The sequence below is a fragment of the Martinezella sp. CNPSo 3959 genome, from assembly GCF_057784355.1.
In genome coordinates this window covers 1,196,716-1,220,413 of sequence record NZ_JBXSOV010000001.1, presented here as the reverse complement: position 1 = coordinate 1,220,413, position 23,698 = coordinate 1,196,716, and the positions used below count along the sequence as shown (strand labels likewise).

Sequence of the window (23,698 nt, the reverse complement as noted above, 5' to 3'; positions counted from 1 at the left end):
CGTGATGATTGGTGGGTATCGCGCAGGGCAGATTAAACGGAACCCGCTTAAAAATTGGGAGTAATAATATGAAGAAGTATCTTCTGTCGGCGGTGGCTTTGTCGGCGATGATCGCTTTCGGCGGCGCTGCGAAGGCCGATATCATTGTTGGCGTTGGCGGTCCGTTGACGGGCCCGAATGCTGCGTTTGGCGCGCAGCTTCAGAAGGGTGCGGAACAGGCAGCAGCCGACATCAATGCTGCAGGCGGCATCAATGGGGAAAAGATCAAGATCGAACTCGGCGACGACGTCTCCGACGCCAAGCAGGGCGTTTCGGTCGCCAACAAGTTTGTTGCTGACGGTGTGAAGTTCGTCGTTGGTCACTTCAACTCGGGCGTTTCCATTCCGGCTTCGGAAGTCTACGCTGAAAACGGCATCCTGCAGATCACTCCCGCTTCGACGAACCCGAAGTTCACCGAACGCGGCCTGTGGAACACGTTCCGTACTTGCGGCCGTGACGACCAGCAGGGCGAAGTTGCCGGCAAGTACATCGCCGACAATTTCAAGGGCGCCAAGGTTGCCGTCGTTCACGACAAGACCCCTTATGGTCAGGGTCTGGCCGATGAAACCAAGAAGAACCTCAACGCCGCCGGCGTGACGGAAGTCGTTTATGAGGGCATCACCCCCGGCGATAAGGACTACTCGGCCCTGATCGCCAAGATGAAGCAGGCTGGCGTCGATTTCGTCTACTACGGTGGTCTGCACACGGAAGCTGGCCTCATCATGCGCCAGATGGCCGACCAGGGCGTGAAGGCTCACTTCATGTCGGGTGACGGTATCGTCTCGAACGAGCTGGCATCGATCGCCGGCGACGCCGTCGACGGCACGTTGATGACCTTCGCACCGGATCCGCGCAAGAACCCGGCTTCCGCCGACCTCGTCGCCAAGTTCCGCGCTGCCGGCTACGAGCCGGAAGGCTACACGCTCTACTCCTACTCGGCTCTGCAGGTTATCGCTGCCGCCGCCAAGGCTGCCGGTTCCAACGATCCGATGGCTGTTGCCGATGCGCTGAAGGCAAAGGGTCCGTTCAAGACCGCTATCGGCGATCTGGGCTTCAACGCCAAGGGCGACATCACCCGTCCGGACTACGTCATGTACAAGTGGTCCAAGGGTTCCGACGGCAAGTACAACTACGACGAAATCTCGAAGTAAGCTTTGTGATGCCGGTTTTCCGGCATGAGCAAGACCTGAGAAGCCCGGCCACCGGCCGGGCTTTTTCATATTCGCGATATCGGTTCGCCATTTTCTTCAAGCCAAGGCTGCTTTAAATCTGCCTGATATCGGCAGGAGGATGACCGCATGAGCAAACCCCGTATTCTTGTGACCCGACGCTGGCCGGCCGCGGTCGAATCCGTGCTTTCCGAGCGTTTCGACACGACGTTGAACAAGGATGACATCGCGCTCGACGCAGGGCAGCTGCGCGAGGCGCTGCTCGCCTATGATGCAGTCCTGCCGACCGTTTCCGACAAGCTTCCTGCAGCGCTTTTCGAAGGTCAGGCGATCAGGACGAAGATTCTTGGCAATTTCGGCGTCGGGTTCAACCATATCGATATTGCCGCGGCAAAACAGAAGGGCGTGGTCGTCACCAACACGCCCGGTGTGCTGACTGATTGCACGGCCGATATTGCCATGCTGCTCCTTCTTTCCGTTGCGCGCCGCGGCGGCGAAGGCGAGCGTGAAGTCAGGGCCGGCGCCTGGAGCGGCTGGCGGCCAACACATCTGGTCGGCACCAAGGTCACCGGCAAGACCGTCGGCATTATCGGCTTCGGCCGCATTGGCCGCGCCTTCGCGCAGCGCTGCCATTTTGGCTTCGGTATGGATGTCGTCTTCTACAATCGCTCCGCCATCGATCCCATGGAGGCGGCTCGCTATGGCGCCGTCCAGTTGCAGACCGTAGAAGATGTTCTGGAAGTCTCCGATTTTGTCTCGCTGCATTGTCCAGGCGGTGCCGAGAACCGGCACCTGATGAATGCGGGCCGTTTCGTGGCCATGAAACCGGAGGCCTTCCTGATCAATACCGCAAGGGGCGATGTCGTCGACGAAGCGGCGCTGATTTCGGCACTGGAGCAGGGGACGATCCGCGGCGCCGGCCTCGACGTTTATGAGGCTGAACCGCATGTTCCCGAGCGGTTAAGGGCGATGGACAATGTCGTGCTTCTGCCGCATCTCGGCAGCGCCACGGAAGAAACGCGCACCGCCATGGGGATGAAGGTGGTGGACAATGTCACCGCCTTCTTTGCCGGGCGCGAGCCACCGGATCGTGTGATCTAGAGCATTTCCGCTTTTCTTGGAATCGCGGAAACGCTCTATCTTCTTGCTTCATGTAGTTCTGGGCGCAAAACCGCTTCGCACCTTGCTGGAACTGCTCCAGACTGACGCGCATTGTCTCCGCGCCAAGGATCAAACAGATCCGTTGCAGAGGCTTGCCTTTCTTTTGAGCGTTTGACGAAAAATGCAGCTGATGCGGCTGATATAGGGCCAATATTGCACGGTGTCGAATAAGGCACAGGAATTGCTTGCGTTTATTGCTCGCCGGGCTTCAATGGCCGGGCTTGGCATGTGCGATGCGTGGAGAGGCTGATGGCAATGACGGTGGCAGGGACAAGACCGCAGAGGGCGCGGGGTCGCGGCCATCTTGCGGCGAAGTCGCTTGGCGGCCGCACGCGCCTTTCCGAGCTCTTTCAGGAGGGCGCGGCCAAGATCAGGCTGCCGGAAACTTTCGATCATTCCATGGAGGCCGTCATTATCAACACGGCCGGCGGCTTGACGGGCGGCGACCGCATGGATTGGAGTATTTCCGCCGCGCCGGGCACACGCATCGATGTGACCACGCAAGCCTGCGAGAAGATCTACAAGGCTTCGGCCGGTACGGCAGAGGTCGAAACGTCCATCAAGGTTGGCCACGGCGCCCGTGTCGATTGGCTGCCGCAGGAGACCATCCTCTTCGACCGCGCCTCGCTTTCTCGTATGTTGAATGCCGAACTTGACGATGCGGCCGAATTCCTTGCCGTCGAGGCGATCCTGCTTGGGCGCAAAGCCATGGGCGAGACGATGGAGCAGGGACTGTTTCGCGATCGCTGGCGCATCCGCCGCGGCGGACGGCTGGTTCATGCCGAGGAGCTGCGGCTGGACGGTGATGTGGCTGCATTGACGGCGAAGATGGCTGTGCTGGATGGTCAGGTCGCCTTTGCGACCTTGCTTTATGTCGGGCCGCTGGCCGAGACTTATCTCGGCCGGATCAGGCCGCTCCTCGAAACCCATATGGGGGGCGCCAGCCACTGGGGTGAGAAGCTTGTCGTGCGGCTTGTTGCCGCCGATGGCTTCGCGCTCAGAAAAATCCTCATCCCGATCATTTCCGCCTTGCGCGACGGAGCGCCTGTGCCGAAAGTCTGGAATCTGTAAATTGAGCAAACAGCAATCACATAGGTAGGCGATGAACCTCACTCCGAGAGAAAAAGACAAGCTGCTGATTTCGATGGCGGCGATGGTGGCGCGGCGGCGGCTTGAGCGCGGCGTGAAGCTCAATCATCCCGAAGCCATTGCGCTGATTACCGATTTCGTGGTCGAAGGAGCACGCGATGGCCGCCCGGTCGCTGAGTTGATGGAGACCGGCGCCCATGTCATCACGCGCGATCAGGTGATGGAGGGCGTCGCCGAGATGATCCATGACGTTCAGGTCGAGGCGACATTTCCCGACGGCACCAAGCTCGTCACGGTCCACGAACCCATCCGATGAGGTTGCCATGCTGGAGCTGAGGCCAAATTGCGAATGCTGCGACAGGGATCTGCCGCCGGAAAGCCAAGACGCTATGATCTGCACCTTCGAGTGCACCTTCTGTGCTGAGTGCGTCGATACCGTATTAGGTGGCGTCTGCCCGAACTGCGGCGGTGACTTCGCGCAGCGTCCAATCCGCCCGGCGGCCTTGCTCGCCAAATATCCCGCTTCGACAAAACGTGTTCTGAAAGCTGAGGGATGTGCGCCCGTCCAGGCCGCATGAGGAGAGAACCATGATTCCAGGTGAAATTATTGCCGCAAGCGGCGACATCGAACTCAACGTCGGAGCGCCGACCACAACGCTTGAGGTTTCCAATACGGGCGATCGGCCGGTTCAGGTCGGCAGCCACTATCATTTCGCCGAGACCAATGCCGGGCTGTCTTTCGACCGCGATAAGGCAAGGGGCATGCGGCTCGACATTCCCGCCGGCACCGCCGTGCGCTTCGAACCGGGGCAGACACGCTCGGTCACCTTGATTCCGCTGTCGGGCAAGCGTGAAGTCTATGGCTTCCGCCAGCAGGTCATGGGCAAGCTCTAGCTTCTGGGGGTGTCGATGAAATTGCTTGCGCCCGCTGCCGTCGCTCTTGCTGCAGCCCTGATCTGCGGCCCTACCTTTGCGCAGAACAATCCGGATGAGCCGAAGATCGATTGCGCCAAAGCCGAGGCGCAGACGGACCTCAACATCTGCGCCGCTCTCGAGTTCGACACGGCCGACAAGGCGTTGAACGCGCAATATAAGAAAACGCGCGCTGCGATGGTCGCCATCGATGCGGATCTCGATAACGATATGAAGGGCGCTGAAAAGGCACTGGTTAAAGCGCAGCGCGCCTGGGTGGATTATCGCGACGGCGAGTGTGAGGCACAAGGCTTTCAGGCCCGCGGCGGCTCGATGGAGCCCATGCTCGTCTCCGGCTGCAAGGCGGAGCTGACCAAGACGCGGACCAAGGAATTGAAGGATCTCGCTGATGGGTCGGAGGGTGGTCAGTGAATTCCAGGCGCCACGTGATGATCGTCGGCAATGGTGAGATTGCGGCCGGTGCAGCCGCTGTCATTGATGCCGCCGATCTCGTGATCCGTTTCAACGATTGCCGATCGATGGGAGCCGGCGGCAGCCGAACCGATGTCATCGCTGTCTGCAACACAGGCCGGCCGGCCCGTGCCATGCTCGGCTCGGCGGAGTGGCGCAAGAGCCCTGCTGTCGCTGCCGCATCGGAAATCTGGAGCGTGCGTGATTCAGACAAATTCTCTGAGCTGCGCGCATCTTTGGCGATCTCGCATCCCGAGCTCGACGATTTCTGCGACGATTATACAGATCAGTTCACCGCGTTCTGCCAGGCCACAGGTAAACAGCATATGGTGATCGACCGAGCCATTCACGAAGGCGTCGATACGGCGCTGGCGGATTACGATCCCGGCTCCTACATCGTGCCGAGCAGCGGCATGATCGTGATCGCCGATGTGATGTCACGCCATCCTGACGACGATATTGCCATTACCGGTTTCAGCCACACAGGCTGGGAGGAACATCCGTTTGCCGCCGAGAAACAGCTGGTGGATGCCTATGTTTCCCTCGGTCGCCTCAGGCGCCTTGCCGCCACGAACCTCATCTCTGCCTCCGAAGGAGACTGAATCATGCCCTACAAGATTTCTCGTCCCGCCTATGCCAACATGTTCGGACCGACTGTTGGCGACAAGGTTCGTCTGGCAGACACCGAATTGTTCATCGAAGTGGAGAAGGATTTCACCACCTATGGCGAGGAGGTGAAGTTCGGCGGCGGCAAAGTCATCCGTGACGGCATGGGACAGAGCCAGGTGACGCGCGCCGGCGGCGCTGTCGATACAGTCATTACGAATGCGCTCATCCTTGATCATTGGGGAATCGTCAAGGCGGATATCGGCCTAAAGGACGGCCGCATTGTTGCAATCGGCAAGGCCGGAAATCCGGATATGCAGCCCAATGTCAATATTATCGTCGGACCCGGCACGGAGGCGATTGCGGGCGAGGGGAAGATCGTCACCGCCGGCGGCATGGACAGCCATATTCATTTCATCTGCCCGCAGCAGATCGAGGAGGCGCTGATGTCGGGCGTCACCACCATGCTTGGCGGAGGCACGGGGCCGGCGCACGGCACGCTGGCAACGACCTGCACGCCTGGGCCGTGGCATCTGGCGCGCATGATCGAATCCTTTGACGCCTTTCCGATGAATATCGGCCTTTCCGCCAAGGGCAATGCCTCCGTTCCCGCCGCACTGGAGGAAATGGTGCTTGGCGGAGCCTGCGCGCTCAAGCTGCATGAGGATTGGGGCACGACGCCGGCGGCGATCGACTGCTGCCTCAGCGTTGCGGACGAATATGATGTACAAGTAATGATCCACACGGATACATTGAATGAAAGTGGCTTCGTGGAGGATACGATCGGTGCCATCAAGGGTCGCACCATTCACGCCTTCCACACGGAAGGCGCGGGCGGCGGCCATGCGCCTGATATCATCAAGATCTGCGGGCAGTCGAACGTCATCCCGTCTTCGACCAACCCGACGCGGCCTTATACGGTTAATACGATCGCCGAGCATCTGGATATGCTGATGGTCTGCCATCACCTGTCGCCGTCGATCCCGGAGGATATCGCCTTTGCCGAAAGCCGCATCCGCAAGGAGACGATCGCCGCTGAGGATATTCTGCACGACATCGGCGCCTTTTCGATCATTTCCTCCGACAGCCAGGCGATGGGCCGTGTCGGCGAAGTGGCGATCCGTACCTGGCAGACTGCCGATAAGATGAAGCGCCAGCGCGGCCGCCTGGCACAGGAGGTAGGCGACAACGATAATTTCCGCGCGAAGCGCTACATCGCCAAATATACGATCAACCCGGCGATCGCGCATGGCGTCAGCCATGAGGTCGGTTCGATCGAGGTCGGCAAGCGCGCCGATCTGGTGCTCTGGAACCCGGCTTTCTTCGGCGTGAAGCCAGAGATGGTGCTGATCGGCGGCTCGATCGCCGCAGCACCGATGGGCGACCCGAATGCCTCGATTCCGACGCCGCAGCCGATGCACTACCGGCCGATGTTCGGTGCCTATGGCAAGAATCGCACGAATTCGTCGGTGACCTTCGTTTCCCAGGCGGCTTTCGATGCGGGGCTTGCCGGCAAGCTTGGCGTCGCCAAGACGCTGCTGCCCGTTCGGAACACGCGCGGCGGCATTTCCAAGGCATCGATGATTCATAACAGCCTGACGCCGCATATCGAGGTGGACCCGGAAACCTATGAAGTGCGTGCCGATGGCGAGCTTTTGACCTGCGAACCGGCAACCGTGCTGCCGATGGCGCAGCGATATTTTCTTTTCTGAGGATATTTCGGACGCCGATCATCAGGCAGAGATGAAAGCCCCGGTTTTCCGGGGTTTTCATATGCTGCGTACTAGGCGCAGCAATATCAATGACATGACGTGGTGGTGGTGCCATCGCGCATTTTTCTCGGCAAGTTGGATCTTACGGATGTAGTCTCCGGCTGTTCACAACTTGGGAAATATACCGCTTTTTAATCATTCCATTAAAGACCTGGAAGCGCCTTCACCCCTATCTCACATGATGGAAATAGTGGGCTGAGGAAGGTGAATCGCATGAAGCAATGGATTTCGCTGCAGGCCGAACTCGGTAACTTTCAGCAGCGACGTGCGATTTTTATTTTCGCGCTTAGGATGAGTTTCGTCGCGGTCATCATGTCGCTTGCCATCATCCTGGTGCTGCTTTTTGTGATGCAATGGCTTGATCTTCTGCCGGTGCCGATTTTCGAGGCGATGCGCTTTGGTGTCCTGCTGGCATGGATCATCGGCGGCCCCGTGTCCGGGGCGCTCGCGGTGCTGGCAGGCTTTTCCATCCATAGGCTCGCGGTCTCCCGTGCCGAATTCGAGCGGTTGAGCCGCACCGATATGCTGTCCGGTCTGCTCAATCGCCGTGCTTTCACCGAGGCGTTGAATATGGCCGGAGATGGCGCCTCGCTGGCGATTTTCGATCTGGATCGGTTCAAGGCGATCAACGATCGTTTCGGGCATTCATCCGGTGATGCGGTGATCGTTGCGGTGTCGCGGCTATTTTCGGGTGCCTTCACCGGAGAAGACGTGATTGCGCGACTTGGCGGTGAGGAGTTCGGCGTCATCATCCATGGCGGCGATACGGCCGAGCGTATCGCGCGCGTTGAGGAGATCAAGGAGCAGATCGCCGAACAGTCGATCGCCATTGAAGGCGGGTCGGTGAAGATCACCATTTCTGCCGGGATTGCCGACATCGGCGGGGATCGTAAGGCGGAGGCCGTCTATGCCGCCGCCGATAAGGCGCTTTATCTTGCCAAGACGCTTGGCCGCAACCGTGTCATGCACGAGCGCGAGCGTCTGTCGCAGGTCTGGAATCGTTGCGCCTCCGAGCAGGAGCAGGTGGCAACGACGGATGTCAGGGAACTACAACGCTATGTGCAGCGGATGTGAGGCTTCCACACGTCATTGATGCTTGCGCGGGCGGCGACAATTTTGCATGGTCTGCCAAAGTATAAATTGGAACAGCCATGCTACGCGTCACTTCCTATCTGCCGGCCGGCACCCCTTCCTCCAATCCGATCGATCGTGTCGTCCTGCCGCATGATCTCAGGCATCTGCGCCGCAAGCTCCTGCATCTTGAAAATGGCGAGATGGTCATGCTCGACCTCAAGGAGCCGGTGCTTTTTGCGAGCGGCGATCTGCTGGTGCGCGAGGATGGCGAGTTGATCGAGATCGTCGCCGCGGACGAAAAGCTTTTCGAAATCCGCCCACGCAACCGCCTGCATCTGATCGAACTTGCCTGGCATCTCGGCAACCGGCATCTTTCCGCTCAGATCGAGGAAGAGCGTATCCTGATCCTGCGCGATCATGTGATCCGCGCTATGCTCGAAGGGTTGGGTGCAACTGTGACGGAAGTCAGCGAGCCTTTCCAGCCGGCACGCGGCGCCTATCACTCCCATGGCAACCATTCGCATGGCCACGACCACCATCATCCTGGCCAGGATCATCACCACCATTCGCACGATTGAACCGTGATGACCAACACTGCGGTTTCGGACGATGGCGACCTGCAGGCGCTGCTGCGGCTGATGGCATGGCTATCGCCGGCGTTTCCCGTAGGATCGTTCGCCTATTCCGGCGGCCTGGAGCGTGCGGTACATGACGGCCTGGTGCGCGACAGCTCCGGCCTCAGCGAGTGGATTGCTGCGCTCATTGAGCATGGCTCCGCTTGGAATGATGCGGTGCTGCTAGTCGAGGCGCATCGGGCTGACGCGGATGGGCCGCGGCTTGCGGCCGTTGCGGGGCTTGCCGAGGCACTGGCCGGTTCGAAGGAGCGCCATAACGAGACCATGCTGCTCGGAGATGCCTTTCTTTCGGCCGCCGCTGCTTGGCCGCATGCGATCTTTTCCATGCTCCCGGCAAAGACGGCCTATCCGGTTGCTGTTGGTGCCATCGCAGGTGCGCATGGCATCGCCGCCGAGAAGGCGGTTGCCGCCTTCCTGCATGCGCTGGCCTCGCAGATGGTATCCGCCGGCATTCGCCTCGGCGTCAGCGGCCAGAAAGACGGCGTTGCCATTCTGGCGCGACGTGAAGGTCTCTTTGCGGATGTCGCGCGACGTGCCGCCCAATCCAGCCTTGACGATCTCGGAGCTGCGACCGTGCAAGCGGATATTGCGAGCCTGCGGCACGAAACCCAGAGCACGCGGCTTTTCCGGTCATGAGGGGCGTCATCAGGAAAATATTGAAATCGAAACATCGCCTACGTCATTCGCCGCTGTGCGACGGCGGGACGCTTGGCTATGCTATCACTTTATCGGAGTTGCGAGCATGAAATCGAGACATGGACCCTTGCGCGTTGGGATCGGCGGGCCCGTCGGTTCCGGCAAGACGGCGCTGACGGAGAAGTTGTGCAAGGCGATGCGTGAGGACTATTCCGTCGCCGTCGTTACCAACGACATCTATACGACCGAGGATGCGGAAGCGTTAGTGCGGATGCAGGCGCTGCCATCGGATCGTATCGTCGGCGTCGAAACCGGTGGCTGCCCGCACACGGCCATCCGCGAGGATGCGACGATTAATCTGCAGGCTATCGCCAGCCTCAACGAGCGTCTCCCTGACCTCGACGTCGTCTTCATCGAATCCGGCGGTGACAATCTGGCGGCAACCTTTTCGCCCGATCTCGCCGATATCACCATCTATGTGATCTCGGTGTGTCAGGGTGAGGAAATCCCGCGCAAGGGCGGTCCCGGCATCACCAAATCCGACCTTCTGGTCATCAACAAGAAGGATCTGGCGCCCTTCGTCGATGTCGATCTCGAGGTGATGGACCGTGATGCGACCCGGATGCGCCAAGCTCGCCCCTTCGTGTTTTCAGACATGAAGCGCGGCGACGGCGTCAGCAAGATCGTCGATTTCCTAAAGGAACAGGGCGGCCTTTGAGCCGCCCCGTCCTTATTTCCATATCCGCTGAGACTGATTTATTCTGCCGCGAAGGGCGGCAGCTTTAGCACATTCGTGCCCACGGACCTGCTTCTGCCATCCTTGTTCTCGATGGTTTCAAGCCGCTCTTCCAGATTGGCGAGCGACCGGCGGTTTTCGTTGACGGCGACGGCCAAGCCTTCCTTGGTGATGACCTCGTCATCCACATCCTTCCTGCCGACAAGTCTGCCGAAGAGATAGCCGAGCAGGCGCGACAGGTCGTTCATAATGAGGAAGAAGGACGGCACGACCACCAGGCTGAGCACCGTGGAAACGATGATGCCACCAATCACGGCAATCGCCATCGGTGCGCGGAAGGAGCCGCCTTCGCCGACGCCGAGGGCAGATGGCAACATGCCGGCCGACATGGCGATCGAGGTCATGATAATCGGACGGGCGCGCTTGCGGCCGGCTTCGACCACCGCTTCCAGCCTCGGCATGCCCTGATGCATCATCTCGATGGCGAAATCGACCAGCAGAATAGCGTTCTTCGTCACAATGCCCATCAGCATCAGAATGCCGATCATGACGGGCATGGACAGCGCGTTGCCGGTTATGATCAAGGCCAGTGCCACGCCGCCGATCGCTAGTGGCAGCGAGAGCAGAATGGTGAAGGGCTGGATCACATCCTTGAACAGCAGGATCAGCACGGTCAGAACAAGCATGAGGCCGAGCAGCATGGCGTTGCCGAAGCTCTGCTGCATTTCCTTCTGGACTTTTGTATCGCCGCTTTCCGCCAGATGCACGGTTGCCGGGATCTTGGCGTTGTTGACGATTTCGAGGAAATGCTCGGATGCCGTATCCAATGCCACACCTTGCGGCAGGTCGGCGCCGATGGCGACCACGCGGAAGCGATTGTTGCGCTTGATGGACGACAGGCCTTCGGAATAGTCGATGTCGGCCACGCTCGACAGAGGTACGGTATTGCCGGTAGCAGTCTTGATACGCAAGGCGCGGATCGCCGCCAGGTCTCGGCGCATGCCGAGCGAGGCCTGAACGCGGATCGGAATCTGACGGTCGTCGAGCGAGATCTTCGCGAGCGAAGCGTCGATGTCGCCGATGGTGGCAACGCGGATCGTGTCGGAAATCATCTGCGGCGTGATGCCGAGGCGCGCGGCCTCGTCCTTGCGCGGATAGATCTGCAGTTCCGGCCGCGGCAGGGCGCCGTCGGCGCTGACATTGGCGAGCGCCGGGTCGGTACGCAGCTTGGCTTCCAGGATGCCGACGGCCTGGTTGAGATCCTTCTCGCTGCGCGAGAGGAAGTTATAGGTCAGGTCGCGGTCGCCACGATCGTTCAGCTTGGTGATGCGGACGTCGGGAATGGAGCTCAGCTTTGCAAAGACTTCCTTCTCGATGTCCCATTGCGGGCGTACGCGCCCGTGGACGGTGACCTTCGGCAGGTGAGGGCCGATGACAGGGAGCGAGCCGAGGACGTCGTTCACCAGCTTCTTCACCAGCGACTGATCGAGCTTGCCGAGCGTCAGCGTCACAGTGGCGCGGCGCAGTTCCAGATCGCCCTTCGGCGAGGCGCCGCCGAGCACGAAGACGCTTTCGACACCATCTATGCTTTTCACGCGCCGATAGATTTCGTTGGTTGCCTGTTCGGTATCATCGAGCCGGGCGTTCGGCGGCAGTTCCGCCGACAGAACGATGCGCGAGGCGTCTTCCGGCGGGATGAAGCTGCCGGGAACGAACATGATGAGAGCGAAGACCGAGGCGATCGAGAAGGCGAAGGCGGCAAGCAGCGTCGGATAACGTGTGTACCACTTCTTCGTCGTCAGCCGCACCAGCCAGCTATAGCCACGCATGAAGCGGCCGTCATTGTCGTGATGATCGTCGACGCCATCTTCGGCGCGCATCAGATAGGCGGCCATCATCGGCGTGATCAGACGCGCTACGAGCAGCGAGAAGAACACCGAGAAGGCGACCGTCAGACCGAATTGAATGAAGTACTGGCCCGGAATGCCCGGCATGAAGGAGACCGGCACAAAGACCGCGATGATGGTGAAGGTCGTTGCAATAACGGCGAGACCGATTTCGTCTGCAGCATCGATGGCGGCGCGATAGGGCGTCTTGCCCATCTTGATGTGGCGGGCGATGTTCTCGATTTCGACGATGGCGTCGTCGACGAGAATACCGGTCGCCAGCGTCAATGCCAGGAAGCTGACGAGGTTCAGCGAGAAGCCGATCTGGTTCATGATCCAGAATGTCGGGATCGCGGAGAGGGGCAGAGCAACCGCCGATATCAGCGTTGCGCGCCAGTTCCGCAGGAACAGGAAGACGACGATGACGGCCAGTATGGCGCCTTCGATCAGCGTGTGCATCGCCGATTCGTAGTTACCATAGGTGTAGTAGACGGAGTCGTCGATCATCTCGATCGAGACGTTCGGGTTCTCGGCACGCACTTTGTCGAGCGTGTCGGCCACTGTCTTTGCGACCGTCACCTCGCTGGCGCCCTTGGCGCGGAATACGCCGAAGGTGACAACGGGGGCGCTGTTGAAGCGCGAAAAGGACTTCGGTTCCTGATAGGTGTCCTTGATGGCGCCGAGATCGGAGAGCTTGACGAAGCGGCCGTTGGTCAGAGCGATCGTCGTATCGGCGAGCTGGGCGACATTGCGGGCGTCGCCGAGCACGCGGATTGCCTGCTCACTGCCGGCAACCTGGCCGCGGCCGGAGCCGAGATCGATATTGGTGCCGCGAAGCTGCTGGCTCACCGAAAGCGCTGTTATGCCATAGGCGTTCAGCTTGTTCGGATCGAGCTCGATGCGCACTTCACGGTCGGCGCCGCCATAGCGGTCGACGCGGCCGATGCCTGCCTTGCCCTGCAGCGCGCGCTTGACCGTATCGTCCACGTACCAGGACAGCTCCTCAAGCGTCATGTTCGGCGAGGATACGGCAAAGCTCTGAATCGCTTGGCCGACGACATCGACCTTGGAGACGATCGGCTCGTCGATGGTCGACGGCAGATTGCCGCGGATGCGGTCGATCGCATCCTTGGTATCCTGAACGGCCTGTTCGGTCGGCACTTCCAGGCGGAAGACGACGACGGTCTGCGATTGGCCGTCCGTGACGGTGGATTGGATTTCATCGATGCCGTTGATGCTGGCGACGGCGTCTTCGATCTCCTTCGTCACCTGCATTTCGAGCTCGGCGGGCGAGGCGCCGCTCTGCGTCACGGTGACATTGACGATCGGCACGTCGATGTTCGGGAAGCGGGTGATGGGCAGATTGAAGAAGGCGTGCGCGCCCACCACCATCAGCAGAAAGAAGCCGAGGAGCGGGGCGACCGGATTTCGAATGGACCAGGCGGAGAAGTTCATCTTGCCGTTCTCGCTCAGTTGGAGGCTTGCGACGCGTCGCGCACAGGCGTGATATGGTCGCCGTCGCGAACATAGGCACCGGCCTTGGCGACGACGTCATCGCCCGCTTTCAGGCCTTTGAGGATCTCGACATAGCCAGCGTCCTGAATGCCTGTCTCGACAGTCACGAACTTGACCACGCCATTCTCGACCTTGCGGACGGACGAGCCGTTTTCCTCGCTATTGACGGCCGTCAGTGGCAGGGCGACGCCATCTTCCTGGCGAATGATGATCTCGGCGCTGCCATACATGCCGGCGCGCGCCTTCTCGCCATCGTCGATCGTGATATGCACCGCGCCGAGGCGGGTGACGGGGTCAACGATCGGCGCGACGAGACGGACAGTTCCGGCAAGCTTCTCGCGGCTGCCGGAGAGCGCGATGGCCGCCTTCTGGCCGATCGTGATCTTGGTGATATCACTCTCGGAGACATCGACCACCAGTTCGAGTTGGCTGTCGCGGATGATGGTGAATAGCGGATCGCCATTGCCGTTCGCGATAGCCCCGACACGGGCATTGCGCGATGCGACGGTGCCTGCCACCGGGGTTTTGATGCCGGTGCGGGCAAGTTTCAGATCCGTATCGGCGATCTGGCTATCCGTGACCTTGAGATCGGCCTCCGCAACGGCGATCGCCTGTTCGGCGGAGACCACGCGCGCCTTGTTGGCGGCAGCCGAAGCATTGGCCTGTTCCACCGAGGAGGTCGACATGGTGCCTTTGGCGCCCATGGCAACGGCGCGCACGCGCTGCAATTCGGCCTCTTCGGCGTTGGCGCGGGCTTCGGCGAGCTGTGCGTGCAATTGTGCCAGGCTTGCCTCGCCCTTGGCCCGCGTCGCCTGCATTTGGCTCTTCTGCAGGACCAGCGCGTCGTCGTTCAGCGTGGCAAGCGTGCTGTTCGCCGTCACCTTGTCGCCTACATCTGCGTTGAGAGAGCGGATCGAGAGACCGTCCACCTGCGGCTGCATGTAGACCTCCTCAACGGCCTTCACCGTGCCGGTCGCGACGACCTTGTCGGTTAGGTGGCGCATTGCGGCTGTGGTGATGACGATTGCGGGCAGATTTTGCTTCGGCGTGGTAACGGCAGCCTGCTCTGCCATGGCAGCGGGAGCGGCCAGCAGGGAAAGCAGAATGGCAGTCGTGCTCAGAAGTCTAAACGGCGTGAAGGCCATGCGTCCGGTTCCAGTTCGGCATTGGTCAAAGGGATTTCGCTGTTTTCCGTCGCGAGCACGGGAGATCACTGCATGCGAGCCGGCTTCCCCGGCGGATGACTGCATAATTCCTTAAATCGAATCGATCTAAGGATAAAATTATGCAGCAGATTTAAAGTGTTACAGCGACCTTTGCGCGTCATATTTGACGCGCGGCGCTGTAATATCCGTCTGTCATGCCTTACAGGTCCTCATCCTAAAATCGCCCTTGTAGATGGGAGCGGTTTTCAATTCTCGCAAGATCACGAGAAAATGATTTCGCGGGCATTTCTATCGTCTACAACCATGCGAAGCAATCACGGCATTGTGATGTCAGCATTCGAATAATTGATAGGCGAAGGCTTTTCAGGCAATTCCTGCGAGAAAGCCAGCCTTTTGTGGCTGCTGTTACAAAATGAAAAAAACGCGCGAGGCCGGCAACCTCGCGCGTTCGATGGTTTGAGATGATCTAATATTATTTCAAAGCAGCGTCCGTGATCTCATGCGTATAGGCGCCGGATGGCTTCTTGCTGATGATCTTCTGATTGAGCAAGGCTTCGACCGTACGATCGTAAGTCTTCATGTCGAGCTTACCGTTGCCGATGAGCTTGGCGACTTCGCCTGCCATGCGCTTCTGATGGTTTTCATCCTGGCCGCCATTGTCCATGACGATTTCGGCGGCTTCGTCCGGATGCTCGACGGCATATTTCCAGCCCTTCAGCGAAGCGCGGACGAACTTCACCATATCGGCCTTGAATTTCGCATCCTTCAGCTTGTCTTCCTTGACGTAGAGGCCATCTTCCAGAAGGTCGTTGCCGAGCTTGGTATAGTTGAAGACGGTCAGGTCTTCAGCCTTGAAGCCGGCATCGATCGCCTGCCAGTACTCGTTATAGGTCATGACGGAGATGCAGTCGGCCTGCTTCTGGACGAGCGGCTGCACATCGAAGCTCTGCTTCAGAACGTTGACGCCATCCTTGCCGCCGTCGGTCTTCAGGCCGAGTTTGTGCATCCAGGCGAAGAAGGGATATTCGTTGCCGTAGAACCAGACGCCGAGGGTATGCCCCTTGAAATCCTTCTCCGTCTTGACCGGGCCATCCTTCGGGCAGATCAGCTCCAGACCGGATTTTTCGAAGGGCTGCGCGATGTTGATGAGCGGCACGCCTTTTTCGCGGGCAACCAGCGCACCGCCCATCCAGTCGACGATGACATCGGCGCCGCCGCCGGCGATCACCTGTTCTGGAGCGATATCAGGGCCGCCCGCCTTGATATCAACATCGAGACCTTCTTCCTTGTAGAAGCCCTTGTCCTTGGCGACGAAATAGCCGCCGAACTGAGCCTGGGCTACCCATTTCAGCTGCAGCGTCAATTTATCCGCCGCCATCGCGCCCTGGGTGGCGGCAAGCGTCATGGCACTTGCCATCAATGCAAACATTATTTTTTTCATGTCTTCACCCTTTCCCTCTGAAGTTATGCCTTGATCCCTTTGAAGAGATCCTGGATTACGCCTGCCCACCACGGATAGACGGATGCCAGAACGTCACCATTCGTTCGATGATGGCGACGATACCGTAAAAGACCGAGCCGGAGATCGCGGCCACTGCGATCTCAGCCCAGACCATATCGAGGTTCAACCGGCCATTTTCGGTTGAAATGCGAAAGCCCATGCCCGACATGGGTGTGCCGAAGAACTCCGCCACGATGGCACCAATCAGAGCCAGGGTCGAGTTGATCTTCAGCGCGTTGAAAATAAAGGGCGCGGCAGCCGGAAGCCGCAGCTTGAAGAGTGTCTGCCAGTAGCCCGATGCGTAGGTGCGCATCAGGTCGCGTTCCATGTTACCGGCGGCAGCAAGGCCAGTCACCGTATTCACCAGCATTGGGAAGAAGGTCATGACGACGACGACGGCTGCCTTGGACTGCCAGTCGAAGCCGAACCACATGACCATGATCGGTGCGATGCCGATGATCGGCAGGGCCGAGACCAGGTTGCCAATCGGCAGCAAGCCCCGGCGCAGGAAGGCGAAGCGGTCTGCGAGAATGGCGACGATGAAGCCGCTGGCGCAGCCGATGGTGTAGCCTATCAGGACCGATCGAAAGATCGTCTGCTGCACATCGATCCACAGCGTCGAGACGGAACCGGCAATGCGGGCGCCGATTGCGCTTGGCGGTGGCAGAAGGATGAAAGGTATGCCGGCGCCGCGCGTCACCGCCTCCCAGACAATGATGATCCAGGCGCCGAAAATCGCAGGGATCAGCAATCGCAGCATATAGCTGCCGGCTGACGAATGCGCGGGAATGCCGGAGAGGATGGAGACGCAACGCCAGGCGAGCAGCCAGGCAGCCGCGAGCAGAATGAAAAACGCTGCCTCCGCATTGCCTTCGTTGCCCGATAGTCCGGCAAGCAGCAGCCATGCGGCGGCGTGAGCGGCAAAGAAGAGAATCGCGGCACCGAGGTCCGCCGACAAATTCGTCAATGAAATAGTGGCTGCACCGGCGATGAGAATGAAAACGACGAAGGTCGTGCCGCTGCTGACAGGGGCCGCGGTATCGGCTGAAAACAATGGTAGCGTCGCGATTGCCGCAAGACAGAGGAGCAATGCGAGGGTGCATTGCCAGGAAAAATGGAAGGTCTTCATGCTGGCCGGCCCCCCATTGCACGATCGACGATCCGCGCGATAATGCTGACCATGGCGATAAGCACTGCGGCGAGGATCGAGCCGGCCACGAGTGCCGCCCAGATTTCGATTGTAAGGCTCTGATAGGAGCCGGCGAGCAATTTCGCACCGATGCCGGCGACCGCGCCCGTCGGCAGCTCGCCGACGATCGTTCCGGTCAGGCTGGCCGCAATCGCAACCTTCATCGAGGTGAAGAGGAATGGGACGGATGCGGGGATGCGCAGCTTCCAGAAAGTCTGCATCGCGCTGGCATTATAGGTGCGCATCAGATCGAGATGCATGACCTCTGGCGAGCGCAATCCCTTCACCATGCCGACGGCGACGGGAAAGAAGGATAGGTAAGTCGAGACCAGCGCCTTCGGGATAAGGCCGGTCACACCGATGGAGCCCAATACGACAACGACCATAGGCGCGATGGCAAGGATCGGGATCGTCTGTGACGCGATGATCCACGGCATGAGGCTGCGATCGAGGGCGACGACATGGACGATGCCGACGGCAATGAGGATGCCCAGGATCGTCCCGAATGCGAAGCCGACAGCCGTGGAGGACAGGGTCACCCAGGCATTGTAAACGAGACTTCGATTGCTGGTCAGGGCGCGAAGAAAAGTGTTTTCGAAGACATTCTGCGCCACTTGATGCGGTGCCGGCAGGATGGGCTTGGGCTGGGCGAGGGTTTTGCCGATGAATTCCACCATCGTCGGCGTCACGTTTCCGCGCCGATCCATATCGCGCTGGAACGGTGCGTTGAGAGCGACGGCGAAGACATACCAGAGCAGGATGATCGCCAGGACGATCGTTGTGACCGGCAGGAACTTGTGCTTGAAGAACTGTTCCTTTTCCATGTTCATGCCCTCCCCGTGCACGGGGACAGGTTTAGGGTGAGGGGCCGTCGCGCGACGGAGCTATCCATCATCCTATTCCTCATAGCTGTGCCCCGCTCTCAGTCCTTCCCGGACGCGGTGAGCGATTTCCAGGAATTCCGGCGTTTCGCGAATATCGAGTGGCCGCTCTGCCGGAAGCGTCGATTCGATGACATCGGTGACGCGGCCCGGGCGAGGCGACATGACCACGATCTTCGTCGAGAGATAAACCGCTTCCGGAATGGAGTGGGTGACGAAGCAGATGGTCTTGTTCGTCTGCTTCCAGAGTTTCAAAAGCTGTTCGTTCAGGTGATCGCGGACGATTTCGTCCAGCGCGCCGAAGGGCTCATCCATCAATAGCAGGTCGGCATCGAAGGCCAGCGCGCGGGCGATCGAGGCACGCTGTTGCATACCGCCTGAAAGCTGCCAGGGGAACTTGTGCTCGAAGCCGTTGAGATTGACCAGTTCCAGCGTCCGCGCGATGCGCTTGGCCTGCTCTTGCTTGTCATAACCCATGATCTCAAGCGGCAAAGCGATGTTCTTCTCGATCGTGCGCCAAGGATAGAGGGCTGCGGCCTGAAAGACATAACCGTAGGCGCGGGCCTTGCGGGCGTCTTCCGGCGACATGCCGTTGACGCTGATATCGCCTGAGGTCTTTCGCTCGAGATCGGCAATCACCCGCAGAAAGGTGGTCTTGCCGCAGCCGGAGGGGCCGATGAAGGAGACGAAATCGCCCTTGCGAACATCGAGATCGACATTGCTTAACGCATGCACCGGCCCGTCATTCGTATCGTAGGTGAGACAGAGATTCCGCGCGGAGACGACGGAGGAAGCGGATGACGTCATTAACACCTACCAGTCCTGTTTTCGCCGCATGTTTGAGGCGGATTGCGTGTTATCCTGTCTGGCATTGCCGCAGTCCGGAGAGGCGAGGGCGCCTTGTGGCTGCTGGACCGAGGGGAGCAATGCCATGAATGTCTCATCGAAGCCCACCTGCCATGTCGTGCGGCCCGGCAACACCTATGCCGGAAAGCAGGGCTTCAGCTATTTCGAAGGGATTGCCGCCGAGACAGTGGGCTCGACGGGGATCTGCATGCATCTCCTGACGATTCCGCCCGGCGCCCGCGCCAAGGCGCATCTCCACGCCTCGCATGAGACGGCGATCTACGCGATTTCCGGGGAGACGCATTGCTGGTTCGGCGAACGGCTGGAAGAGCACGTCATCGTGCGAGAGGGTGAGATGTTTTATATTCCGGCCGGCGTTCCGCATCTTCCGGCCAATCTCAGCGACCGGCCCGCGACGGCGGTTATCGCCCGCACCGACCCGAACGAGCAGGAAAGCGTCGTCCTGCTGCCGGATCTGGAGCTGTACGTGCCGCGCTAGAGCCGTTTCGCTTTTCTTCGAATCGCGAAAATGCTCTATCTCTTTGTTTTTACGAAATTCCGGACGGAAAACCGCTACGCACTTTTCCTGGAATTGCTCTAGGCGGCCGATGAGCCGAAGCGCCGTACCCAAGCGTCATACCCCGCTGGCGGGGATGCCGCTGCGCTGCACCTTGCGCGGCGCAGTGACTTCTTTCCAGGTCGAAAGCGCGCGGTTGACGGCGGTGAAAGGATCGCGCCTGACGAACTCGCCATGGCCCTCCTTCGTCTTCACCGTACCTTCCTCGATGGCAACCACGCCCCGCGTCAGCGTATAACGCGGCAGGCCGGTTACTTCCTTGCCCTCGAAGACGTTGTAGTCGATCGCCGACTGCTGCGTCTTGGCGGCAATGGTCTTCGAGCGCTTCGGATCCCAGACGACGATATCGGCATCGGCGCCGACAAGGATCGCGCCCTTCTTCGGATAGACGTTGAGGATCTTGGCGATGTTGGTCGATGTGACGGCGACGAATTCGTTCATCGTCAGGCGGCCGGTGTTGACGCCGTAGGTCCAGAGCATCGGCAGGCGATCCTCGAGGCCTCCGGTGCCGTTCGGGATCTTGGTGAAGTCGTTGAGGCCGAAGCGCTTCTGCTCGGTGGTAAAGGCGCAGTGGTCGGTCGCGACCACCTGCAGCGAGCCGGAGGCAAGGCCGGCCCAGAGGCTGTCCTGATGCTGCTTGTTACGGAAGGGCGGCGACATGACACGGCGGGCGGCATGGTCCCAATCCGGATTGGCATATTCGCTTTCGTCGAGCGTCAGGTGCTGGATTAGCGGCTCGCCATAGACGCGCATGCCCTTCTGACGGGCGCGGCGGATGGCTTCGTGCGCCTGTTCGCAGGAGGTATGGACGATGTAGACGGGCGAGCCGGCCATATCGGCGATCATGATGGCGCGGTTCGTTGCCTCACCTTCGACCTCGGCCGGGCGGGAATAGGCATGCGCCTCTGGACCGTTATTGCCTTCGGCCAGCAGCTTTGCCTGCATCTGCGCGACCACATCGCCATTTTCGGCGTGGACGAGCGGCAGGGCACCAAGTTCGGCGCAGCGCTGGAAGGAAGAGAACATCTCGTCGTCATCCACCATCAGCGCGCCCTTATAGGCCATGAAATGCTTGAAGGTGTTGATGCCCTTGTCGCGGACGATGGCTTCCATCTCGTTGAAGACCTGCTCGCCCCACCAGGTGATCGCCATGTGGAAGGAATAGTCGCAGGTGGCGCGGGTGGACTTGTTGTCCCACATGGTCAGCGCCTCGAGCAGCGACTGGCCGGGTGAGGGGAGCGCGAAGTCGACGACCATGGTCGTGCCGCCGGCAAGGGCAGCGCGGGTGCCGCTCTCGAAGTCGTCGGAGGAATAGGTTCCCATGAACGGCATTTCGAGATGCGTGTGCGGATCGATGCCGCCGGGCATCACATAACAGCCGGAGGCATCGAGCACTTCGCTGCCCGAGAGATTCTGCCCGATTTCCACGATCTTGCCGCCTTCGACCTTCACGTCCGCCTTATAGGTCAGGTCGGCCGTGACGATGGTTCCACCCTTGATGACTGTGCTCATGGCGCATGCTCCAGATGTGTTAGGTTCCGATGCTGGGAATCGTGGCCGTCAAGCCACGATCTCCGCCGTCTCGACGACTGCGTGGAACAGCACATCCGCGCCGGCGGTCGCCCATTCCTTGGATATTTCTTCCGCCTCGTTGTGGGAGAGGCCGCCGACGCAGGGGCACATGACCATGGTGGCGGGGGCGACCTTGGCAGCCCAGCAGGCATCGTGACCGGCACCGGAGATGATGTTCATGTGGCTGTAGCCGAGTTTCTCGGCCGCGTTGCGCACGGAAGTGACGAGCTTCGGATCGAAGGTTACCGGTTCGAAATGGCCGATGGCTTCGACCGAGCAGCCGACGCCGAGGGCATCGGCGATCTTCTTGCCTTCGGCTTCGATCTTGGCACGCATGCGATCGAGCTTTTCCTTATCGGGCGTGCGGATGTCGACGGTGAAGACCACCTTACCCGGCAGGACGTTGCGCGAATTCGGCGAGAAGAAGACCTGGCCGACGCCGCCGACGGCACCCGGCTGGTTTTCCATCGCGACGCTCTGCACCATCTCGATGATCCGCGACATGGCAAGGCCGGCGTTGACGCGGAGGTTCATCGGCGTCGAACCGGTATGGGCTTCCTTGCCGGTCAGCGTGAATTCCAGCCACCACAGGCCCTGACAGTGCGTGACGACGCCGATGGTCTTCTCTTCGGCTTCGAGGATCGGGCCCTGCTCGATATGATATTCGAAATAGGCATGCATCTTGCGGGCGCCGACCTCTTCGTCGCCAAGCCAGCCGATGCGCTTCAGCTCTTCGCCGTAGGTCTTGCCGTCCGGATCCTTGCGGCCATAGGCATAGTCCAATGTGTGCACGCCGGCAAAGACGCCGGAGGCGAGCATCGCGGGTGCAAAGCGCGCCCCTTCCTCGTTGGCCCAGTTGGTGACGACGATCGGGTGCTTGGTCTTGATGCCGAGGTCGTTCATCGTGCGGACGACTTCGAGCGCTGCGAGCACGCCAAGTACACCGTCATACTTGCCGCCTGTCGGCTGGGTGTCGAGATGCGAACCGACATAGACGGGGAGCGCAGCCGGGTCGGTGCCGGCGCGGGTGGCGAACATCGTACCCATCTTGTCGACGCCGACCGTCAGGCCGGCCTTGTCGCACCAGGTCTTGAAAAGGCTGCGTCCTTCGGCATCGGCATCGGTCAGCGTTTGGCGATTGTTGCCGCCGGCAATGCCGGGGCCGATTTTCGCCATGTCCATCAGCGTATCCCAAAGGCGATCGCCATTGATACGCATGTTTTCTCCTGGCGCTGCCACCATGATGCAATCCTCACCTGTTTGTCCTGGGGCACGCAAGGTGCATGCCCGAAATTGTTCCCGTTGGTCTTATTTCAAATTCCGGAGCGTCGTCTTGTTTTTCTTGCCCGGAAATCGCCAGTTGCCTTTAGAAGACATCTGACAGATAATTTGACCGATTGGTAAACATTACAACTTCCGTGGCGCGGCTCAAGACGAAAAGCACGAAAAATTCCGATAAAATTTCAGGCAATTGCCGAAATCCGATGCATCGACAGGGTGAATGAGGGAACGGCCGAAAGGCTTGGATTTCAAGGAGAAACAGAGCAGATATGGCCATCCCCAGAGCCGCCAGGACGCAGCGCCGCACCCGTATTCAGGAAGAGAAAGAGGAAATCATACTGGAAGCCGCGCTCGACGTATTTTCCGTCAGCGGTTTTCGTGGCTCGACCATCGACCAGATCGCCGAGGTCGCCGGCATGTCGAAGCCCAATCTCCTTTATTATTTCCGTACCAAGGAGGCGATGCATCGGGCCTTGATCGACCGGGTGCTGTTTACCTGGCTGGAGCCGCTGCGCGCTTTCGATGCCAACGGCAACCCCGAAAGCGAGATCCGCTCCTATATCCGCCGCAAGCTCGAAATGGCCCGGGATTTTCCGCGCGAAAGCCGGCTTTTTGCCAATGAAATGCTGCAGGGCGCGCCGCATGTGGAGGACGAGCTGCGCGGACCTCTGAAGGCCCTCGTCGACGAGAAGGTGGAAGTTATCCGTGCCTGGGCGAAGGCCGGCAAGATCGCCAAATGCGATCCCTATCACCTGATCTTTTCGATCTGGTCGACCACGCAGCATTACGCGGATTTCGACGTGCAGGTGCGCGCCGTGCTTGGTGACGAGCACTCAGGCGAGGGGCGCTTCGAGGATGCCGCCCGCTATCTGGAGCAGCTTTTCGTCGATGGGCTTCGGATTCGTCATAGCTAAGCGGCAGCGCGATCCCGGAAGCATAGCGCTGCATATCGCAGGTGAACAAGTTAAAGTTCCCTAATTCGAC

23 protein-coding genes are annotated in these 23,698 nt (G+C 59.9%); 15 read left to right on the top strand and 8 right to left on the bottom strand.

Annotation, left to right across the window (positions count from 1 at the left end):
- Positions 1-68: 68 nt before the first annotated feature.
- The 13 genes from AC13RE_RS06120 to ureG all read left to right on the top strand — a co-directional run bounded on the left by AC13RE_RS06120 (position 69) and on the right by ureG (position 10,282).
- Positions 69-1,190: a branched-chain amino acid ABC transporter substrate-binding protein gene (locus AC13RE_RS06120; protein WP_015340842.1), complete on the top strand. Its 1,122-nt coding sequence runs from the start codon at positions 69-71 to the stop codon at positions 1,188-1,190.
- A 147-nt stretch (positions 1,191-1,337) separates the two neighbouring features.
- Positions 1,338-2,309, top strand: coding sequence for a 2-hydroxyacid dehydrogenase (locus tag AC13RE_RS06115; RefSeq protein ID WP_488562277.1), 972 nt, complete (start codon positions 1,338-1,340; stop codon positions 2,307-2,309).
- A gap of 309 nt (positions 2,310-2,618) precedes the next feature.
- Complete coding sequence (locus AC13RE_RS06110) at positions 2,619-3,440, top strand: urease accessory protein UreD (protein WP_488562276.1); 822 nt, start codon at positions 2,619-2,621, stop codon at positions 3,438-3,440.
- Positions 3,441-3,471: 31 nt separating this feature from the next.
- The gene (locus AC13RE_RS06105) at positions 3,472-3,774 is read left to right on the top strand and encodes an urease subunit gamma (RefSeq protein ID WP_015340839.1); all 303 of its coding nucleotides are present in this window, start codon (positions 3,472-3,474) and stop codon (positions 3,772-3,774) included.
- A 7-nt stretch (positions 3,775-3,781) separates the two neighbouring features.
- On the top strand, positions 3,782-4,036 hold the full coding sequence (locus AC13RE_RS06100) for a DUF1272 domain-containing protein (RefSeq protein WP_132717342.1): 255 nt from the start codon (positions 3,782-3,784) through the stop codon (positions 4,034-4,036).
- A gap of 10 nt (positions 4,037-4,046) precedes the next feature.
- Positions 4,047-4,352, top strand: a complete 306-nt coding sequence (locus AC13RE_RS06095) for an urease subunit beta (protein WP_112334914.1) — start codon at positions 4,047-4,049, stop codon at positions 4,350-4,352.
- Between the two features lie 15 nt (positions 4,353-4,367).
- On the top strand, positions 4,368-4,802 hold the full coding sequence (locus AC13RE_RS06090; RefSeq protein WP_488562275.1) for a lysozyme inhibitor LprI family protein: 435 nt from the start codon (positions 4,368-4,370) through the stop codon (positions 4,800-4,802).
- Positions 4,803-4,819: 17 nt separating this feature from the next.
- Complete coding sequence (locus AC13RE_RS06085) at positions 4,820-5,443, top strand: Urease operon accessory protein (protein ID WP_488562551.1); 624 nt, start codon at positions 4,820-4,822, stop codon at positions 5,441-5,443.
- Between the two features lie 3 nt (positions 5,444-5,446).
- Positions 5,447-7,159: an urease subunit alpha gene (gene ureC / locus AC13RE_RS06080; RefSeq protein WP_488562274.1), complete on the top strand. Its 1,713-nt coding sequence runs from the start codon at positions 5,447-5,449 to the stop codon at positions 7,157-7,159.
- Positions 7,160-7,432: 273 nt separating this feature from the next.
- A complete protein-coding gene (locus tag AC13RE_RS06075) occupies positions 7,433-8,293 on the top strand; it encodes a GGDEF domain-containing protein (protein WP_488562273.1) in 861 nt (286 codons plus the stop codon).
- Positions 8,294-8,370: 77 nt separating this feature from the next.
- On the top strand, positions 8,371-8,871 hold the full coding sequence (gene ureE / locus AC13RE_RS06070; RefSeq protein WP_488562272.1) for an urease accessory protein UreE: 501 nt from the start codon (positions 8,371-8,373) through the stop codon (positions 8,869-8,871).
- A 6-nt stretch (positions 8,872-8,877) separates the two neighbouring features.
- Positions 8,878-9,564: an urease accessory protein UreF gene (locus AC13RE_RS06065; RefSeq protein ID WP_488562550.1), complete on the top strand. Its 687-nt coding sequence runs from the start codon at positions 8,878-8,880 to the stop codon at positions 9,562-9,564.
- Positions 9,565-9,670: 106 nt separating this feature from the next.
- Positions 9,671-10,282, top strand: a complete 612-nt coding sequence (gene ureG, locus AC13RE_RS06060) for an urease accessory protein UreG (protein WP_132717337.1) — start codon at positions 9,671-9,673, stop codon at positions 10,280-10,282.
- A 38-nt stretch (positions 10,283-10,320) separates the two neighbouring features.
- Here the strand turns inward: ureG and AC13RE_RS06055 are convergent, their stop codons facing one another.
- From AC13RE_RS06055 to AC13RE_RS06030, 6 genes are all read right to left on the bottom strand, one after another.
- Positions 10,321-13,641, bottom strand: coding sequence for an efflux RND transporter permease subunit (locus AC13RE_RS06055; protein WP_488562271.1), 3,321 nt, complete (start codon positions 13,639-13,641; stop codon positions 10,321-10,323).
- A 14-nt stretch (positions 13,642-13,655) separates the two neighbouring features.
- On the bottom strand, positions 13,656-14,846 hold the full coding sequence (locus AC13RE_RS06050) for an efflux RND transporter periplasmic adaptor subunit (protein ID WP_488562270.1): 1,191 nt from the start codon (positions 14,844-14,846) through the stop codon (positions 13,656-13,658).
- A gap of 493 nt (positions 14,847-15,339) precedes the next feature.
- Complete coding sequence (locus AC13RE_RS06045; RefSeq protein WP_488485187.1) at positions 15,340-16,308, bottom strand: ABC transporter substrate-binding protein; 969 nt, start codon at positions 16,306-16,308, stop codon at positions 15,340-15,342.
- Positions 16,309-16,363: 55 nt separating this feature from the next.
- Positions 16,364-17,497: an ABC transporter permease gene (locus tag AC13RE_RS06040; protein ID WP_488562269.1), complete on the bottom strand. Its 1,134-nt coding sequence runs from the start codon at positions 17,495-17,497 to the stop codon at positions 16,364-16,366.
- On the bottom strand, positions 17,494-18,381 hold the full coding sequence (locus tag AC13RE_RS06035) for an ABC transporter permease (protein ID WP_132717332.1): 888 nt from the start codon (positions 18,379-18,381) through the stop codon (positions 17,494-17,496). The genes AC13RE_RS06040 and AC13RE_RS06035 overlap by 4 nt, the downstream gene beginning before the upstream one ends.
- Before the next feature lie 72 nt (positions 18,382-18,453).
- Positions 18,454-19,245 carry an ABC transporter ATP-binding protein gene (locus AC13RE_RS06030; RefSeq protein WP_132717331.1) on the bottom strand — a complete coding sequence of 264 codons (792 nt, stop codon included), beginning with the start codon at positions 19,243-19,245 and terminating at the stop codon, positions 18,454-18,456.
- Positions 19,246-19,369: 124 nt separating this feature from the next.
- Here AC13RE_RS06030 and AC13RE_RS06025 point away from each other — a divergent pair, with 124 nt between their 5' ends.
- Positions 19,370-19,783: a cupin domain-containing protein gene (locus AC13RE_RS06025; protein WP_132717330.1), complete on the top strand. Its 414-nt coding sequence runs from the start codon at positions 19,370-19,372 to the stop codon at positions 19,781-19,783.
- Positions 19,784-19,918: 135 nt separating this feature from the next.
- Here AC13RE_RS06025 and hydA read toward each other — a convergent pair whose 3' ends face one another.
- Both hydA and AC13RE_RS06015 read right to left on the bottom strand, forming a co-directional pair.
- Positions 19,919-21,373 carry a dihydropyrimidinase gene (gene hydA, locus AC13RE_RS06020; RefSeq protein ID WP_488562268.1) on the bottom strand — a complete coding sequence of 485 codons (1,455 nt, stop codon included), beginning with the start codon at positions 21,371-21,373 and terminating at the stop codon, positions 19,919-19,921.
- A 48-nt stretch (positions 21,374-21,421) separates the two neighbouring features.
- Positions 21,422-22,675: a Zn-dependent hydrolase gene (locus tag AC13RE_RS06015; protein ID WP_488562267.1), complete on the bottom strand. Its 1,254-nt coding sequence runs from the start codon at positions 22,673-22,675 to the stop codon at positions 21,422-21,424.
- A 308-nt stretch (positions 22,676-22,983) separates the two neighbouring features.
- On the opposite strand from AC13RE_RS06015, the gene AC13RE_RS06010 reads away from it, so the two are divergent.
- Positions 22,984-23,628 carry a TetR family transcriptional regulator C-terminal domain-containing protein gene (locus AC13RE_RS06010; RefSeq protein ID WP_015340820.1) on the top strand — a complete coding sequence of 215 codons (645 nt, stop codon included), beginning with the start codon at positions 22,984-22,986 and terminating at the stop codon, positions 23,626-23,628.
- The last annotated feature ends 70 nt before the right edge of the window (positions 23,629-23,698 follow it).